Here is a 16,344-nt window from a genome sequence, read left to right as displayed (position 1 = left end):
CACAACATATAGATGTTCGAAACGAAAAAAATCAACCAACCCGGCCGAACCTTCATAGCCGAACTCGTACGTTCAAATAAATAGAGCAGAACAGGATCTAAAAATAGACTGCTCTACTCCCTATTCAACTGAAACCGAAATCTATCATAACACGAAAAAAAATCGCTTAGTAGACTAGACTTTTTGTTTTATTTTTTGTAGGCATCGCACTGTAAATCTTCTGACACTTCTGTAATTTCTACTTCAACACCTAATTCTTTTAGCACCGCTTCAAGCGCAGAGACGATTGAAGCTTCTCTCACTAATTCTTTCCCATTTACAGAAACACTCGTTCCATATTCGAAACAGGAATCGTCTTCACAAGTTTGTTCCCAATGATTAATTTTAATTTTATGTGTCATGAACTCATCCTTTTCTGTCTAGATGTCTGATGCATGATTATAGTGTAGCGGCTTCACATTCATTTGTAAATTTACGTGCTTACTCTTCTTCCTCAGAGCCATCATCATATTCTTCGTCGTCCCATTCATCTATGTATTTCGTTGTAACGAGAGTCAGCTCTCCTTCTTTTTCATCAAACCGGTACACATGTACTTGATCATCTTTCACAACTGCAAAATGATTATTTTTTAGTGCAGCAGATGATGGTAAAATTCCATCTGCATTTTCATGAGAATGGTTATTCCAACTTTCTTGTCTCGTTTCAATGTTTGAGATAGCGCACGATCCAAACAAGACAACAATTCCAATCAAAAGGAGGATCACTCTAATCCTTCTTAATTCAAGCTCTGCATTTTCCATATGAATCCCCTCACCCTTCTAATATCCAATAAGGAATTATACGGAAAATTGGCAGAAAAGTTTCATTGCATGCAAAATAGCCCCTCTGCACTGACAAAAAACGTAGCGGGTTCCGGCCGGTTTATTCGCAGAGGCATGGGGCTATTTTAAATACAACATATCCTATTCTAATTCTAGATTTACATTCTTTTGAGGTGCAAATGTAGAAATGGCGTGTTTATAAATAAGCTGCTGCTTCCCTTCTGTTTCAAGCAGCACCGTGAAATTGTCAAACCCTTTCACTTGACCGCGAAGCTGAAAGCCATTCAGCAAGAATACTGTGACAAATGTATTGTCTTTGCGGATCTGATTCAAAAACTGCTCCTGAATATTAATCGGTTTCATGTTTCGTCCTCCTTGATTCTGATAACTACAGTTTCGCTTTAAGTCCAAGCTTTCCTGCTATATATGCGAAAATTTCCTCTTTTTTGTCTGAAAAGTGGCAAGGCGGTGTCATATCAAACCAAGTGACCGCCATTTTATTACGGAACCACGTGAACTGACGCTTCGCATATCTACGGGAATTTTGCTTTAATTGCCCGATGGCTTCATCAAGTGAGCAGTCACCTTGAAAATAGGCATACAGCTCTTTATAACCAATGGCTTGAACAGACTGGCAATCCTTCAAGCCAGATTGATAAAGTGCTCTCACTTCTTCAATTAAGCCCTCATCTATCATCATATCAATTCTTTGATGAATGCGCTCGTACAAAACCTCTCGATCCATTTTCAGCCCAATGAAGGCTGTATCATAAAGAGGAACTTCTTGATGCCCGTTTTGCATCTCCGATATTTTCTGACCTGTTGTATGAATCACTTCCAGCGCCCGGATCACGCGGCGGACGTTATTTGGATGAATAGCGTTTGCCGCATCAGGATCTACAGCCTTTAGCTTCTCGTGCAGCAAAAGCGCGCCGTGCTGCTGTTCAAAGAGCGTCATTTCTTCTCTAAAAGCAGGATCACTTTTCTCATCCGTAAATGTGTAATCATATAAAACAGATTGGATATAGAGGCCTGTTCCGCCGACAATCATTGGCGTTTTCCCTCTAGCGGCAATCTCTTTGATTTTCGAACGAACCAGCTGCTGAAATTCAGCTGTCGAAAAAGATTCGTCCGGCTGTTTAATATCAATTAAATGGTGCGGGATGCCATTCATTTCTTCTGGAGTGATTTTAGCTGTTCCGATATCCATCCCTTTATAAATCTGCATAGAATCCCCGCTGATAATCTCTCCATTAAATGCTTTGGCTATATCAATGCTCAATTTGGTTTTGCCGACAGCCGTCGGCCCTACTAACACGATTACTGGCTGCTTCGCTTTATTCATAACATCACTCACTTTTACAAAACTGCCTACAGTATAGCATAACTTTTCTTACTCTCCTATATGCTGCCCATCACCAGCCAAGCGGTTCATTTCCAACCACTTCATATGTTTTTCCTTTTAAACGATGCTTATGTGTTGGCCGCTTCTCATCTGGACTATAGACGACACCTCCATATGGGATGGGAACAGAATCGAGATAGGCTGAATAGGTGACTTCCTCAATCTCGTGATAATGTGTTCCATCCACTCTCGGAATTGCAGGCCCTGTGATACCGTAGTACCTGTGAAAATGCCCTCTTTCAAAGGAAGTGATCCCCCGATAAAAATGAGTATGCCGGTCGGTACTGCTTCCATTTACAGGCTGAGAAATACCTTCTATTAAATGATAATGCCCCTCCGTTACATCTGTACGTGCTTTATATGCATGAGCATGTGGCGGACATTTTGCCCAATCTGATGGATACAGGCCCATTTCTAACATTCCTCCTTATATTAGGCGTCCACCCAAACATCTGTAGGCAACTGGAATACACTGATGTCAGTTACAGTGATTTTATGAGAAAGGAGCCTTTTATTATGAATTATTTTGATACACCTCCATTTATTCAAGAAGAAGACATGAGAAGACCTTTTGGTTTTGGACGCCCTGGATTTGGGTTTGGGAGACCCGGATTTGGCTTTGGGAGACCTGGATTCGGCTTTGGACGCCCTGGATTCTTTGGACCTCCATTTTTAGGAGGTTTTGCTGGAGGCCTGCTTGCTGGATCTCTGCTTGCGCCAGGATATGGCTATGGATACCCTTATCCGCCGCCATACCCGCCATATGGACCATACCCTTGGTATTAAATATGACGTTTAAGTGAAAACATCCATTCATAAAATGAATCGATTGACACACTCTTTTTTCATGGGTTAACATTTACTTTACCGACTGTTCAGTAAAGTAGGTGTTTTTTTTATGTCTAAAACCACAAAAGAGCCATTTTGATGCAGTTCACCGCCTGATAAGAAGGATTAAGACAGCTCTCCCTTCAGCAGATGGCAGAGCATGCTGGTTTTCAGAAATATTTCAGCTTGAACCGCTGAAAAGAGAGGATAAAAACCCTTTTTCTTCATCGGATTTTACACCTATTAGAGGAGGGATGATCATGATCCTCGGATATCTTTTTTTGGCTGTGGCCATTTTTTCAGAAGCCATTGGAGCCGCGATGTTAAAATTATCTCATGGTTTTACGCGCTGGAAGCCTAGCGCGGTTGTTGTGGCTGGCTATACACTTGCTTTTTATATGCTGTCATTGACACTCAATATCATTCCGCTAAGCATGTCTTACGCAACATGGTCTGGAGTTGGTACGGTCCTCACGGCTATTTTTGGCGTGCTCTTTTTCAAAGAAACCTTGAACCAAAAAGCAGTCATTGGCATGGCGATGCTTGTCTCAGGGGTCGTACTATTAAATATGTCATAAAGGATGTGGGAGATGATGAAAGGAATACTCTACTTAACAGGAGCCATTTTGACGGAGGTTTTTGGCAGTACAATGCTGAAGCTTTCTCAAGGCTTTTCGCAGCTGCTGCCGAGTATCGGGGTACTGATCGGATTTGGATGCGCCTTTACTTTCCTGAGCTTGGCACTTAAAACCATCGAGCTCTCGTCTGCCTATGCAACCTGGTCTGGCGTTGGAACAGCTCTCACTGCTCTTGTAGGACTTGTGCTGTTTAACGAAACGATCAGCACGAAAGGCTACATCGGCCTTGCACTTGTCATCTGCGGCGTGATTGTCTTAAATCAGTCCAAGAAGCAAAAGAACGAAACTAAAGCACAACTCGATCAAACCGAATGGACGTCATAAAAAAAGTCATTTTCTCCATATTTCAAGAGAAAATGACTTTTTTGTTTTAACGGCCGACTTGAATGGTTTCTTCTAAGGAAATGTTCACATTCCCCTGAACAGCTCTTGAAATCATACAAGAGCTTTCGGCTTTATGCGCAAGCTTTCGGGCCAGCTCAATTTCATGTGCGGAAGCGGACTCTTTGAGGGTGATGACAGGTCGATGAATGATTTCCTCATAAGTAAACACACCATTTGTCACATCTACGACGGCTTCAGAGCTCATCGATAAATCCTCTTTCTCTAATTGACTTCGCTCCATCATGGCTGCAAGTGTAATGATATAACACGTAGCCGCTGCACCTAAGAGCATCTCATCTGGATTGGTTCCAATACCTGGACCGTCCATTTCCTTTGGAATCGAAATCTTTGTTTTTAATTGTTCACATGCGATTGTACCCACATCGTTACGCAGACCGGGCCAGCTTGCCTGAAGATGAAAATGATGACGCGCCATATCCGTCTCTCCTTTTGTTATCACTGTTCATAGTGTAACAAGAATTCCACTGCTTGTCTTAACATGTGCACAGCCCTTATGTATATTCTTCATCCAGCACTGTCCGAATCGCCCTGACATAACGATAGAATGTCTCGTTTTTTGTACTTGACCGCCTCCGAAAATCGAAACTGTCAAATAAAGCTTCACGCTGACTTCTACTAATCTCAAGCTGCACACTCTGCCCTGTTTTTGTAAGATTATTAATATTATGATTGCTTGTCCCGCTCAGGGTTGCGTGTGCGACAGCTAGTTCAGCAGAAAACCCGTTCCGCTCTAATGAGTTGACAATTTTCTCTGCACGGTCGTAATCTGTTCCGCCGACGAGAGTATGGTCAATTCCTTCCTCGCCTTTGTATCCATGCACTGCTAAAATGTAATCATGTGCTTTTGCCTGCGCGACGCCGATTGGCTCATCAAAGTTTGTACTTGTAATATGAAGTTCTGATGCATTCTCTCTTAGACCTTCAAATAAATACGTCGAAAAATCGTTGTCAAAAAAATGGACGATCTCGCTCACGCCGCCTTCGATCCTCCCACCATGAGGTGACATCACAAGAAGGCGGCTGCCGGGCACTGGGTTGGCTGTAATGTTATAGCTGCTCGTTGATTCGTTTTCTTCAAGTTCTTTAAAATTTCGATAAATATCATTTGAACCGCTTTCGTCTTCCCCACCTGATGACACTGGCTCATCATGTTCCTGTGCTTGCATGGTATAATAAACGCCCCATCCGATCGCAAGCAGGAGAAGCAAAGCAAAAAACTTCTTCATTCCCGTTCTCCTTTAACAGATTTCTAAGCCGTTTCTATGATTTATATTGAATCATCATTTCTTATCATTTTTTCCACATTTTCTCTTCACGTTTGATCATAACACTCTAGATCATGAGATTCCTCAAAAATAAGATAATTGCATTTATATACACAGAAACGCCTCTCCTCTTTGAAAACAGAGTTAGAATAGTATGACAAACAAATGACGTTATGTTTAATATGACCTAGTCCTATCCAGTCTGTTTTCTTTAATTCGGCTTTTTTTGATAAGGATTTGATGTTTTCCATCTGTCACGCATCACATTTATATGAGCATTGACCCTGTCCACAGCCCTCCTTTTTCTGCAAAATCCTTTGTTTCACTGGTTCTCTCAGAAGAACTCTCCCACCTATCATCGGCAGATTCTATATGATTTCCACCTTTTTCTATTATTTTACAAAATGTAAGCGCTTTTCTTTTTTTGAAAGACTAAGCAAGCCGCCAATATAAAGAAAAGGAGGGACAAGAATCCGAACCAAGCAGTTCTCATTCTCATAACGTAAGAGTGTACGAGAATGGATAGCTGGAATGGAGGGCATCACATGTTTGGATTTTCTATGGTGCAAATGGTCAGAACACATGCTAGTAAACTAGATCAGCCTTTAAGAGAGACCGTTCTTCACCTTTATAAACCTTTTAAATGGACGCCATGCTTTCTTCATCGTTTTTTCGAAGGCAGGCTGAAGAAGAAAAAGAAGCTTCGTGTGATCATTGAATTTAAGGAAGGTGCAGCCGAGGCAGGGATTCAAAGCACAAAACAGTTCATGAAAAAAAGCAGAAAAACAAATATAAAACGGCATTTTTCACATATCGACTGCTGCGCTGCTGATTTAACGCCTGCTGCTTTAGAGGAGCTATTAGCAAACGGTGAGCATATTCGTAAAATTTATTTAGACCGGAAAGTTCATGCGCTGCTGGATGTAGCCACACAAGCGAGCCATGCTGAAGAAGTCACCCGAAACGGGACAACTTTAACCGGAGAAGGCATTACGGTCGCTGTCATTGACACAGGAATTTATCCGCATGAAGATTTAGATGGAAGAATTCGAGATTTTGTGGATTTCGTCAAACAAAAAACAAAACCTTATGATGATAATGGCCACGGTACTCACTGCGCGGGAGATGTCGCTGGAGATGGAGCCGCTTCAGATGGCTTATACAAAGGACCTGCCCCAAAAGCAAATCTAATTGGCGTGAAAGTGTTAAATAAACAAGGGGCTGGATCACTTTCTACTATTATAGAAGGGGTTGAATGGTGCATACAGTTCAACGAAGACCACCCTGATGATCCGATTCATATTATCAGTATGTCGCTAGGCGGAGCTGCGCAGCGTTATGATGACGAACAGGACGATCCAATGGTGCGTGCTGTCAATGCGGCTTGGGATCAAGGGATTGTTGTATGCGTCGCTGCCGGAAACTCTGGTCCTAACAGCCAGACGATTGCAAGCCCTGCTGTCAGTCAAAAAGTCATTACGGTTGGAGCCTATGATGACCGGAATACACCAGAATCAAGTGACGATGTCGTGGCACCGTTTTCAAGCAGAGGGCCAACTGTTTATGGGGAAGCAAAGCCTGATATCCTCGCACCAGGCGTAAACATCGTTTCTCTCAGATCACCAAGATCCTTTCTGGATAAACTCGATAAATCAAGCAGAGTCGATGAGGATTATACAACGTTATCTGGCACATCGATGGCAACACCGATTTGTGCTGGTATTTGCGCTCTACTGTTAGAGCATTCACCAGATTTAACGCCAGATGAAGTCAAAACCCTGTTAAAAGAAAATACTAGCAAGTGGTCTGGGGATGACCCGATGATTTATGGAGCAGGTGCAATTGACGCAGAAAAAGCAATCAAAGAATAAAGAAAAAAGCCCTTTACGTTTTGCGTAAAGGGTGTTGTTTGTCTCATTTTTAAGTGTGAAGTCTTTCATCTACTTGAGCAGCTGACATGTTATGCTTCGTTCTCATACATCTCATCTCCTTTTTGAATGTGCGTACGCGCTTCGATCACAATCTCAAAAAAAGTGGAGGATTCCTTGTACATGTCGCGTTCCTTATAATAATTAGCCGCATCAAGTGCTAATTCCTCTAAATCAGCAAACATTTTTTTATTTCTCAGACCAAAAAGGGCCGACCTCAATTGCTCACAGCCGTCTTTCTCTATATAGAGCGCCTGCAAAAATTGGAATTTCAACTGATAAATTTCATCTTCCAATACACAAGCTTCTTTCATTCCTATAGATATGGCCTCGCCCGCCCGCTGAAAATCTCCGAGTTTAAAACAAGTAAGGGCAAGTGAAAACAACGATTTGATCATCGTGGATGCTTGATCTTTCTGATAAAGTGAAATGGCTTGTTCAAAAAAGACAGTCGCTGTATGGTACGTTCCCATACTATAATGGCAAGTGCCTAAGTTATTAAGAGCCATCGCTTTAAAGTAAGATGTGCATTCTTTTTGTTCCATCGCTTCACAGACCTTTAACGCTTTTTCTAAATAAGGAAGCGCTTTTTGATACTGATTAACATCAATCCAATTACCTGCCATGACAAAATCACATTGAATGCTTCTTTTTCCATAAAGCTGATGTTTCTTGTAGATGTCTCTTGCCTTTTTAGCATAGTGCATGGAGAAATAGGTTTGTTTCATATGATAGTAAACTTCTGCGATTTTATAGTAAAATTCTGCTTTTTCAATCTCATCTGTCACTAAAATCAGTTGATGTTCAGCATGCTTGTAATATGAAATGGCCTCGATATAGCGGCGCTGGATAAACGCATACATTCCATGAAAAAAATGAAAATAATAGCCGAGTAAGCCCGTCATCTCATCTTCTGCATCGTCAATTTCTTTAGGAAAGGACACTGCTTGAAGCGTTTCACTCCCTGCATGGACTGGCGCTAAGTGCTGAAGCATCATTTGATGGCGAAAATCCATTAGAGAATAGTATAGGAGTAAATCTTGATCCTCTTCCATATCATGAATTTCTTCTTCAACAAGGCGCTTCATGCCGTTTGCCTGTTCAACTTCAAATTTGCAAATATGCGTGTACCATTGATTGATTTTTACACCTACTTCGGAAGATGGTATTTTATGTGCCATCCACTTCAGCCCCATTCTATCATATCAAACTGATAACTATTATTTTACATAATTTATGTTTTTAAGGCAAATTGTAAGTTATTACATATTCTATGTTCAAATCGCATATTCCTATCTTTTTTACCAAGTTTAAATAGAGTACTTTTGCCCATCAAATTTTTTTACGAAGAAGGGTCGAATTCTCTGAGCACTTCTTTTAACGCATTAATATAGCGTCTAAATGCTTTTTTCTTTCCCTTTCTCGTCTCAAAATTGTCAAAAAAAGCTTCTCTTTGCGCTGTACTAATTTCGAGCTGAACGCTTTCACCACTCGCATTTCGATTATTTATATTTTTAGGGTCTGTACCAGAAAGCCGTTCGCCTTTTTGTACCATTTCTGCGGAAAATCCCCGATCTTTTAGTTCTCGTACTACTGCTCTTTGCATTTTTTCATTTGTGCCGCCAACGAGCGTGTGTCTTTTATCACTTTTATAGCCATGGATGGAAATTGAAAAAGGATACGTTTTAATCATTTGAACCAAAATGGGTTCATCAAAATTGGTACTCGTGATATGCAGGTCCCGGTTATTGTCTTGCTTTGTACCTTCGAACAAATACGTAGAGTACTTTTCTTGAAAGGCTTCTACAATTTCACTTGTTCCTGGTTCAATGTCACCTCCATGAGGAGAAAATACAAGTAAATCACTTCCGCCCTTTTCGTGAAATTCTATCTCATACCCTTCTCTTTCATGTCGTATGAGCTGTTTAAAGCTTTCATATTGATCACCTTTTTTTCGCTCTTTTCGATACTTTTCTACCTCGTTATAATGCTGCTTTTGCTCTTTTTTTTCTTGCACAGAATGGCTGCATTTCACCATTAAAAGAGTACACAGAATAAGAAAGATGAATCCACATATTAGTAACCTTTTCATTTCACCGCTCCTTTTTTCTCTTAGGTGTCATCTTACCGCAATATTTTACTATCAATGACTTAAAAAATTCAAAGGTTGTCCGGCTCAATTGAATGAATCAGGAAAACTTACCTGTTTTTAATGTTATCTAGGTATTTCAGAGGTCTTTAAATTTTTGTTGTGAACGTAAAAACTAAATCGTATGACCTCATTTCAATTTTAGTTAAAACCACCTACAAAAATGGCAATATTACTCTTTTTTTCAAACAAAAAAGCTGTAAACAAAAGAAGTAGTCCCCTTCAGTTTACAGCTAGTCTCTGTATATCATCATTACATTCTTAATTCATTCTCTAAAGCTGTCATCACTTCATCTTGCGTCAATCCCTGTGCAAGTGAAATCTCACTCACTAACATGCCTCTTGCATCTTCAAGCATCTTCTTTTCACTTGAATTTAACGCTTTCTTCTGATTTCGTCTCATTAGATCTTTGACAACGTCTGCACCATCTTCGATCGCACCTGTTTTTAGCTTTTTCAGATTTTCATCATATCTTTGCTTCCAAGTAAGCGTGTCGTCGTTTGTTTCTTCTGCAAAATTGTTCATCACAACTTTCAGCGTTGCTTGATCTGCTACCGGACGTATACCTAGTTGATTGATTCTGCCTTTTGGGACCATCATCTGCATATTCGGCATTTGAATCAGGAAATATTCCTGCGTCTTACCTAAAATCTCTTTTTCTTCCATTCCTTCAATCACACCGGCTCCATGCATTGGATAAACAATTTTATCACCTATTTGAAACAAATCCGCCACCTCCGAAAGTATTCACAATATCATTATAACACATTTCATCAGAGGATAAAAATTTATATTTTATCATGTTAATTTAGCACTAGTCAATTCTTTTTATTTGAGTTTTTTCAGAAAAAGCCTTTTTTTATAAAAGAAGCAGAAGCATCCAGTCCTCATGACTCTTTCTTGCATATACTAGCATTGAGTCACATTTAGGAGGGATGACAATGTGCAAATGCAAGTGCAAACATTCCCACTCACACTGCCATAAAAAGCATGACGATCATTACCATGAGGATCCATGTCAAGAAAAAAAGTTTTGTCATAAAAAAGATAAATGGTTTGAGAGCGATTTTTGGGATACCTCTCGAAGCTACGATCCCTGTTATTTTCCTAAAAGTGTCTGCAGCAGATGTAAAAAGCGTCGCAGAAGAAGACACAGCTACACAATTTAACGCTTGACGCTTTACCTGCTTTTCCTTTTCCCGGCTGAAAAGCCGGTTTTTTTCTTTCATATGGATAGGCTCATGAAGCAGATCTGTCTCATAGGATATGGCAACCTGACATAAAGGATGAGATATACATGAACGATATGAACAGCCAAATGAATCATTATCACCAAGAAAATCCCTATCACACATTTGAAAATGTGTATACAGCCAATCATGAGCATATGGTCGCGCCAAACATGCATGATCATATGAATATGCCAAACCATTATCATAGCGGCAAAAAAGATGTGTATAACGCGCACCATCAACATCATCATTCAGTTTATTCACCGTTCCCAAATCAGCATGATACCTTTTCAAAGCATGTTCCAATAAAGGATCACCATCATCTAGGCCATTACGGTGGATATGGGATGATGCCACACCATCCATATGGTTATCAAGATATGCATATGATGATGCCAACAAACCAGCAAATGCCAGGCCATTATTACGGAATGAATCAACCAAATGCGCTTTTTCCCCGCTATTACTAAAGAATGACAAAATAAGGGTATAATATCCCATTTAATACCATATGGTAATATGGTAACATTATAGGTAAATAATGGGTGTAATCATCTATTATTTACCTATATTCAACAAGGGGGAAGGAAAAAATGAAAAAAACGTGGACGATTCTTATGATGGGGATGCTCACATTGGTTATGGCACTGTCAGTACCGCTTTCTGCATCTGCTGAGGAAGCCGGCAAAGCAACAACCAATGCAAAACCAGCTGCACTTTACGCAAAAATTACAGGAGCAAGTAAGCAGGAATGGTCTTTTTCTGACATTGAGCTGACGTACAGCCCAAATTCTGTTCTAAGTCTTGGTGCGGTTGAGTTCACTCTGCCAAAGGGTTTCCAAGCAACAACTAAAGATATTATGAATGGTAAAGCATTAAAAGACAGCTACATTTTGAACAACGGACAAACCGTTCGTATTCCGCTCAGACTGGATTTACTTGGAATTTCCAAATATACATTAAAGCTTTCACATAAAGTACTCCCTGCTGCAGGTACATACACGTTCCGTGCAGAAAATCGAGCCATCAGCATCGGTTCCACATTTTATGCAGAAGATACGATTGATATTAATACACGACCAGTTGTGGTCACACCACCAGATCCTTGCGGATGCTAAATAAAAAAGCGCTCTGATTAGAGCGCTTTTTTTATATCACATCACCCGTTTAAACATTTTCTCCATCTCATATGTCGAGTGATGAATGATGATCGGCCGGCCGTGCGGACAGGTGAATGGGTCCTTCGTTTGACGAAGTTCATCTAATAAGGCTTTGATTTCATCATCACGCAAATGACGATTTGCTTTGATTGAGCCTTTGCAGCTCATCATAATCGCCGCTTCTTCTCTTAGTTTCTTGATATCAACACGTTTTTCATCAAGCACTTGCTCGATAATCTCTTCGATCAGTTCAGCCTCTTCACCTTTTGGAAACCACTGCGGATGCGACCGAACGATGTAGCTTCCTGAACCAAAGGGCTCTAAGAAGACCCCCACTTTCGCTAGAATATCCTTATGCTCTTCAATGATCAGCATATCGTTTTTAGAGTAGTGAAATGTTAAGGGGACGAGCATTTCTTGCACTTCCTGTTCGATCTCTCCCACCTTCTCACGATAATACTCATACTTGATTCGTTCTTGAGCCGCATGCTGGTCGATGATATAAAGACCTCGTTCATTTTGAGCCAATATATATGTGCCATGCATTTGTCCAATTGGATACATCACAGGGACGCGTTCATTTTCAGGAATCGTTTCTCTCACTTCTTCGTGCAGTACCGTCTCTACATCTTCAAGTGAAGCGGCGGATTCCTCTGAATGCTCGCGCTCAGATGAGGCTTCTTCATAAAATATCTGTGATGATGCTTCTGTCTTCTCTTGTTTAGGCATTCCGTATGCATCGGTATAACTTGTCTCGTATACGACCGAATCGTGCAGCTCCGGCTGATAGGTTAGCGGTGTTTCCGCTGGGCTTGAGTTCCTTTGTTTCGCATCGAAGGTTAAGGATTGCTGCTCATTTTTCACAGCTGGCATTGGTGCTTTTTTTGGTACTGAAGCACTTGGAATGAGCTGCTGCTTTTGAAATACTTCCTTAATTCCTTGTTTAATCAGGTCATGAAGTTCCTGCTCTTTACTTAGCCTCACTTCTAGCTTCGAAGGATGAACGTTCACATCCACTAGAATAGGATCCATCTTCATCTCAATAAATGTAATTGGATGACGGCCAATCGGAAGCAGCGTGTGATACCCTTCATGGATCGCTTTCACGAGCGGAAAATGTTTGACATATCGGCCGTTTACAACAGAAGACATATAATTCCGTGATGCCCTCGTCACTTCTGGTAAGGAAATATATCCTTTCACTTCAAAATCAAGTGATTGTACGTGAAGCGGCAGCATTTTTTTAGCCACAGCTGTCCCGTAAATGGCCGCAAGTACATGACGCACATCTCCGTTTCCATTCGTCTGTAGCAGGACTTTCCCTTGATGACGCAAACGGATCGATACTTCGGGATGAGCTAGCGCAATTCGATTGACAACATCCGATATATTACCAAGTTCCGTATGAACGGTTTTCATGTATTTTAGGCGGGCTGGCGTATTGTAAAATAAGTTGGTGACCACAATTTCGGTGCCGCGGCGGCCAGAGGTTTTTTTCTCTGAAATGATCTTCCCGCCTTGCAAAGCTAAGTGTGTCCCAGCTCCTTCGCCAGTACTTGTTTTCATTTCTAGGTGAGAGACGGATGCAATACTTGGCAGCGCCTCTCCCCTGAATCCGAGCGTTCTGACACGAAACAAATCATTTTCGTCTTTGATTTTACTCGTTGCATGGCGCTGGAAGGCGAGCTTACAATCTTCAGCATCGATTCCAACACCATTATCAATAATCCTGATAGAAGAAAGACCTGCTTCTTCTACATCGATTTCAATCACTGTACTTTTTGCATCGATCGCATTTTCCACAAGCTCCTTTACAACAGAAGCCGGACGCTCGACCACTTCTCCTGCAGCAATTTTATTGGATAGGTCATCGGATAACTGAATAATCTTTGCCATTTCTGCTCACCTCACCTTACATTATAATTTCTTTTGCAATTCATACAGCTTTGTCATCGCTTCAAGCGGCGTCATATCCATTAGGTTGTAAGACTTTAATTCGTCTATGACCGCTTGATCCTTCTGTTTTAGCGCAGCTTTCGGCTGCGGTTTTTCTTCTACTTCAAAGAAAGATAGCTGCTGTTTTTCTTCAGCCTTTTTTGCTTTTGGTGCTGCAGATACGGTTGAGGTCACGTCATGTGATCCGCTCTCAAGCTCCGTTAAAATAGTCTGGGCTCTATTAATGATGGTATCAGGCAATTCCGCAAGCTGCGCTACATGAATACCATAGCTTTTATCAGCTGCACCTTCTTTGATTTGATGTAAGAAAACGACCGTGCCTTCATGCTCTTCAGCTCGCACATGAACATTTTTCAGCTCGCTTAATTGAGATTCAAGGACCGTGAGCTCATGGTAATGTGTAGAGAATAGGGTTTTAGCCCCAATATGATCATGAACAAATTCAATGATCGCCTGCGCAAGAGCCATTCCATCATAGGTGCTTGTCCCGCGTCCAATTTCATCAAATAAAATCAAGCTGTTTTTCGTAGCATGCACCATCGCATTTTTTGCTTCGAGCATCTCTACCATAAAAGTACTTTGACCAGAAATCAAATCATCTGCTGCACCAATACGTGTAAAGATTTGATCGAAGATTGGAAGCGTCGCCTTTGACGCAGGAACGAAGCAGCCAATCTGCGCAAGAATCGAGATGAGCGCCATTTGTCTCATATACGTACTCTTCCCTGACATATTTGGTCCAGTGATGAGTAAGGTTTGTCTTCCTTTTCCCATATGGCAGTCATTCGGTACATATTCCTGGTGATCGAGCACTTTTTCAACGACAGGGTGACGGCCATCTTTGACATCCACGTCATCCTCTGAGAATTCCGGCCGGATATAACGGCGCTTTTCACTGACAGTCGCAAAGCATTGAAGCGCATCAAGCTCGCTCATTTGTTTTGCGAGCAGCTGTAATCTAGGAATATAGCCTTTTACTTGCTCCCTGAGAGCTGTAAATAGTTCATATTCCAATTCGTTAATATTTGATTCTGCTTCAAGAATCAGTGCTTCTTTTTCTTTTAATTCAGGTGTGATATACCGCTCTGCATTGGCAAGCGTTTGTTTTCTTTCGTAACGCCCTTCCTCCAGCAGATGTGTATTCGCGCGTGTCACTTCGATATAATAACCAAACACTTTATTAAACCCGACTTTTAAGGAGCGAATGCCGGTATATTCTCTTTCCTGTTGTTCAAGCCGTGCAATCCAGTCCTTTCCGTTTCGGCTGGCATCACGGTATTCATCTAATTTTGCATTGTAGCCATCTTTAATCAAATTGCCTTCTTTTATCGTCATCGGCGGATTTTCATGAAGTGCATCTTCTAATAAATCAAGGAGGTCACCACAAGGATCAATCTCATTCGCTCTTGATTTTGCCATTTCCTCTGGTAATGAATGAACGAGTTGTTTAATATCCGGTACTTGTTTTAAGGATTCTTTGAGCTGGATGAGATCACGGGCATTCACGTTGCCAAATGCCACGCGGCCCGCTAAACGCTCAAGATCATATACTTGCTTTAATCGTTCGCGCAGATCCTCTCGCTCAAAGAAATGATCCATCAAGATTTGCACCATTTCCTGACGCTCATTAATTTGCGAAAGGCGAATAAGCGGCCGATCGATCCATTGCTTGAGCAGTCTGCCGCCCATAGCTGTTTTTGTTTCATCTAACAGCCATAATAAAGAGCCTTTTTTGCTTTTTGAACGAATCGTTTCTGTTAATTCAAGGTTTCGTTTTGAGTAAAGATCGATTTTCATCGTTTGTTCAAGCTCAAAGACTTGAACTTTCTGAAGATGATCCAAGCTTCTTTTTTGCGTTCTTCTTAAATAGGCATATAGTGTTAAAAATGACGTTTTTAACTTTTCGTCTAGATGGGAAACGAGCCGTTCAGCTTCATCTAATAATTCATCACTATCTTCGTATGAAATAGTTGCTTGGCAGCGTTCTTTAAGGGTTTTGATTGTTTCCTCATCCAGCTGCTTTGACACCACAATTTCTTTTGCACCGACAGAATAAATTTCTGATACGACTTCATCTAATCGATCGATGAAAGCTGCCATGTTTTCACCTGTTGATAAATCAGACAGCGCAAGACCGTACCCATTTTGAAAGCTGGTAACAGACGCAATAAAGTTGTTCTCGTTTTCACTTAAACCTTTACCATCCATGACGGTTCCTGGTGTAATCAGTTGAACGACTTCCCTTTTGACTACACCTTTTGCCGTTTTAGGGTCTTCCACCTGCTCACAAATGGCGACCTTGTATCCTTTTGAAATCAACTGTTCTATGTATGCAGAAGCAGAATGATAAGGAACGCCGCACATTGGAATTGTGCCGCCGTCTCTGCTTGTTAACGTAATTTCTAGTTCTTGCGCGGCTTCCTTTGCATCATCAAAAAACATCTCATAAAAATCGCCTAGGCGAAAAAATAAAAAGGCATCTTGATAATCTGCCTTGATCTTTAAATATTGCTGTATCATGGGCGTATAACTTGCCATATTTCTAATCCCTCACT

19 protein-coding genes are annotated in these 16,344 nt (G+C 41.1%); 6 read left to right on the top strand and 13 right to left on the bottom strand.

Annotated elements, in window-relative coordinates; genetic code table 11:
- Window positions 1–188 precede the first annotated feature (188 nt).
- The 5 genes from BAE31_RS05105 to BAE31_RS05085 form a co-directional block, all read right to left on the bottom strand.
- Window positions 189–401, bottom strand: a complete 213-nt coding sequence (locus BAE31_RS05105; protein ID WP_003212415.1) for a hypothetical protein — start codon at window positions 399–401, stop codon at window positions 189–191.
- A 79-nt stretch (window positions 402–480) separates the two neighbouring features.
- A complete protein-coding gene (locus BAE31_RS05100) occupies window positions 481–801 on the bottom strand; it encodes a YmzC family protein (protein WP_041109150.1) in 321 nt (106 codons plus the stop codon).
- Window positions 802–963: 162 nt separating this feature from the next.
- Window positions 964–1,185, bottom strand: a complete 222-nt coding sequence (gene hfq / locus BAE31_RS05095; protein WP_024424088.1) for an RNA chaperone Hfq — start codon at window positions 1,183–1,185, stop codon at window positions 964–966.
- Window positions 1,186–1,210: 25 nt separating this feature from the next.
- Window positions 1,211–2,167, bottom strand: coding sequence for a tRNA (adenosine(37)-N6)-dimethylallyltransferase MiaA (gene miaA / locus BAE31_RS05090; RefSeq protein WP_076839621.1), 957 nt, complete (start codon window positions 2,165–2,167; stop codon window positions 1,211–1,213).
- Between the two features lie 70 nt (window positions 2,168–2,237).
- Window positions 2,238–2,639 (bottom strand): YmaF family protein, encoded by a 402-nt coding sequence (locus tag BAE31_RS05085; RefSeq protein WP_034623557.1) that lies wholly within the window; start codon window positions 2,637–2,639, stop codon window positions 2,238–2,240.
- 104 nt (window positions 2,640–2,743) lie between these two features.
- Between BAE31_RS05085 and BAE31_RS05080 the strand changes: the two genes are divergently transcribed.
- From BAE31_RS05080 to erbB, 3 genes are all read left to right on the top strand, one after another.
- Window positions 2,744–3,013: a hypothetical protein gene (locus BAE31_RS05080; protein WP_041109145.1), complete on the top strand. Its 270-nt coding sequence runs from the start codon at window positions 2,744–2,746 to the stop codon at window positions 3,011–3,013.
- A 302-nt stretch (window positions 3,014–3,315) separates the two neighbouring features.
- Window positions 3,316–3,633, top strand: a complete 318-nt coding sequence (erbA, locus tag BAE31_RS05075; RefSeq protein ID WP_024424092.1) for an SMR family multidrug efflux transporter EbrA — start codon at window positions 3,316–3,318, stop codon at window positions 3,631–3,633.
- A gap of 15 nt (window positions 3,634–3,648) precedes the next feature.
- Window positions 3,649–4,017, top strand: a complete 369-nt coding sequence (erbB, locus tag BAE31_RS05070; protein WP_024424093.1) for an SMR family multidrug efflux transporter EbrB — start codon at window positions 3,649–3,651, stop codon at window positions 4,015–4,017.
- A 46-nt stretch (window positions 4,018–4,063) separates the two neighbouring features.
- On the opposite strand, the gene BAE31_RS05065 is transcribed toward erbB, so the two are convergent.
- Together BAE31_RS05065 and BAE31_RS05060 are read right to left on the bottom strand one after the other, a co-directional pair.
- Window positions 4,064–4,513: an OsmC family protein gene (locus tag BAE31_RS05065; protein ID WP_076839619.1), complete on the bottom strand. Its 450-nt coding sequence runs from the start codon at window positions 4,511–4,513 to the stop codon at window positions 4,064–4,066.
- Between the two features lie 76 nt (window positions 4,514–4,589).
- On the bottom strand, window positions 4,590–5,324 hold the full coding sequence (locus BAE31_RS05060) for a poly-gamma-glutamate hydrolase family protein (protein ID WP_024427035.1): 735 nt from the start codon (window positions 5,322–5,324) through the stop codon (window positions 4,590–4,592).
- Window positions 5,325–5,908: 584 nt separating this feature from the next.
- Here BAE31_RS05060 and BAE31_RS05055 point away from each other — a divergent pair.
- Entirely contained in the window at window positions 5,909–7,234 is a 1,326-nt protein-coding gene (locus BAE31_RS05055; protein ID WP_076839617.1) for a S8 family peptidase, read from the top strand.
- An 89-nt stretch (window positions 7,235–7,323) separates the two neighbouring features.
- Here BAE31_RS05055 and BAE31_RS05050 read toward each other — a convergent pair whose 3' ends face one another.
- From BAE31_RS05050 to BAE31_RS19575, 4 genes are all read right to left on the bottom strand, one after another.
- On the bottom strand, window positions 7,324–8,472 hold the full coding sequence (locus BAE31_RS05050) for a Rap family tetratricopeptide repeat protein (RefSeq protein WP_076839615.1): 1,149 nt from the start codon (window positions 8,470–8,472) through the stop codon (window positions 7,324–7,326).
- 161 nt (window positions 8,473–8,633) lie between these two features.
- Window positions 8,634–9,383, bottom strand: a complete 750-nt coding sequence (locus tag BAE31_RS05045) for a poly-gamma-glutamate hydrolase family protein (protein WP_076839613.1) — start codon at window positions 9,381–9,383, stop codon at window positions 8,634–8,636.
- 310 nt (window positions 9,384–9,693) lie between these two features.
- Window positions 9,694–10,167 carry a CarD family transcriptional regulator gene (locus BAE31_RS05040; RefSeq protein WP_024424099.1) on the bottom strand — a complete coding sequence of 158 codons (474 nt, stop codon included), beginning with the start codon at window positions 10,165–10,167 and terminating at the stop codon, window positions 9,694–9,696.
- Window positions 10,168–10,412: 245 nt separating this feature from the next.
- Window positions 10,413–10,670 (bottom strand): hypothetical protein, encoded by a 258-nt coding sequence (locus tag BAE31_RS19575; RefSeq protein WP_170871270.1) that lies wholly within the window; start codon window positions 10,668–10,670, stop codon window positions 10,413–10,415.
- A gap of 68 nt (window positions 10,671–10,738) precedes the next feature.
- Here BAE31_RS19575 and BAE31_RS05030 point away from each other — a divergent pair, with 68 nt between their 5' ends.
- Both BAE31_RS05030 and bslA read left to right on the top strand, forming a co-directional pair.
- Complete coding sequence (locus BAE31_RS05030) at window positions 10,739–11,143, top strand: hypothetical protein (protein ID WP_076839611.1); 405 nt, start codon at window positions 10,739–10,741, stop codon at window positions 11,141–11,143.
- A gap of 123 nt (window positions 11,144–11,266) precedes the next feature.
- Entirely contained in the window at window positions 11,267–11,791 is a 525-nt protein-coding gene (gene bslA / locus BAE31_RS05025; protein WP_024424102.1) for a biofilm surface layer hydrophobin BslA, read from the top strand.
- Between the two features lie 36 nt (window positions 11,792–11,827).
- Here the strand turns inward: bslA and mutL are convergent, their stop codons facing one another.
- A complete protein-coding gene (mutL, locus tag BAE31_RS05020) occupies window positions 11,828–13,729 on the bottom strand; it encodes a DNA mismatch repair endonuclease MutL (protein WP_076839609.1) in 1,902 nt (633 codons plus the stop codon).
- Between the two features lie 21 nt (window positions 13,730–13,750).
- Window positions 13,751–16,327, bottom strand: coding sequence for a DNA mismatch repair protein MutS (gene mutS, locus BAE31_RS05015; protein ID WP_076839607.1), 2,577 nt, complete (start codon window positions 16,325–16,327; stop codon window positions 13,751–13,753).
- Between the last annotated feature and the right edge of the window lie 17 nt (window positions 16,328–16,344).

It is taken from the genome of Bacillus sp. I-2, from assembly GCF_001974945.1.
Lineage (GTDB): Bacteria > Bacillota > Bacilli > Bacillales > Bacillaceae > Bacillus > Bacillus safensis.
Note: the sequence above shows the minus strand (reverse complement) of the source record. Positions and strands in the feature narration are given on the sequence as shown.

Bases quoted from the DNA above. Each gene is read 5' to 3' on its own strand.
- BAE31_RS05105 (WP_003212415.1), bottom strand. From the start codon at position 401: ATGACACATAAAATTAAAATTAATCATTGGGAACAAACTTGTGAAGAC.
- BAE31_RS05100 (WP_041109150.1), bottom strand. From the start codon at position 801: ATGGAAAATGCAGAGCTTGAATTAAGAAGGATTAGAGTGATCCTCCTT.
- hfq (WP_024424088.1), bottom strand. From the start codon at position 1,185: ATGAAACCGATTAATATTCAGGAGCAGTTTTTGAATCAGATCCGCAAA.
- miaA (WP_076839621.1), bottom strand. From the start codon at position 2,167: ATGAATAAAGCGAAGCAGCCAGTAATCGTGTTAGTAGGGCCGACGGCT.
- BAE31_RS05085 (WP_034623557.1), bottom strand. From the start codon at position 2,639: ATGGGCCTGTATCCATCAGATTGGGCAAAATGTCCGCCACATGCTCAT.
- BAE31_RS05080 (WP_041109145.1), top strand. From the start codon at position 2,744: ATGAATTATTTTGATACACCTCCATTTATTCAAGAAGAAGACATGAGA.
- erbA (WP_024424092.1), top strand. From the start codon at position 3,316: ATGATCCTCGGATATCTTTTTTTGGCTGTGGCCATTTTTTCAGAAGCC.
- erbB (WP_024424093.1), top strand. From the start codon at position 3,649: ATGAAAGGAATACTCTACTTAACAGGAGCCATTTTGACGGAGGTTTTT.
- BAE31_RS05065 (WP_076839619.1), bottom strand. From the start codon at position 4,513: ATGGCGCGTCATCATTTTCATCTTCAGGCAAGCTGGCCCGGTCTGCGT.
- BAE31_RS05060 (WP_024427035.1), bottom strand. From the start codon at position 5,324: ATGAAGAAGTTTTTTGCTTTGCTTCTCCTGCTTGCGATCGGATGGGGC.
- BAE31_RS05055 (WP_076839617.1), top strand. From the start codon at position 5,909: ATGTTTGGATTTTCTATGGTGCAAATGGTCAGAACACATGCTAGTAAA.
- BAE31_RS05050 (WP_076839615.1), bottom strand. From the start codon at position 8,472: ATGGCACATAAAATACCATCTTCCGAAGTAGGTGTAAAAATCAATCAA.
- BAE31_RS05045 (WP_076839613.1), bottom strand. From the start codon at position 9,383: ATGAAAAGGTTACTAATATGTGGATTCATCTTTCTTATTCTGTGTACT.
- BAE31_RS19575 (WP_170871270.1), bottom strand. From the start codon at position 10,670: ATGAAAGAAAAAAACCGGCTTTTCAGCCGGGAAAAGGAAAAGCAGGTA.
- BAE31_RS05030 (WP_076839611.1), top strand. From the start codon at position 10,739: ATGAACGATATGAACAGCCAAATGAATCATTATCACCAAGAAAATCCC.
- bslA (WP_024424102.1), top strand. From the start codon at position 11,267: ATGAAAAAAACGTGGACGATTCTTATGATGGGGATGCTCACATTGGTT.
- mutL (WP_076839609.1), bottom strand. From the start codon at position 13,729: ATGGCAAAGATTATTCAGTTATCCGATGACCTATCCAATAAAATTGCT.
- mutS (WP_076839607.1), bottom strand. From the start codon at position 16,327: ATGGCAAGTTATACGCCCATGATACAGCAATATTTAAAGATCAAGGCA.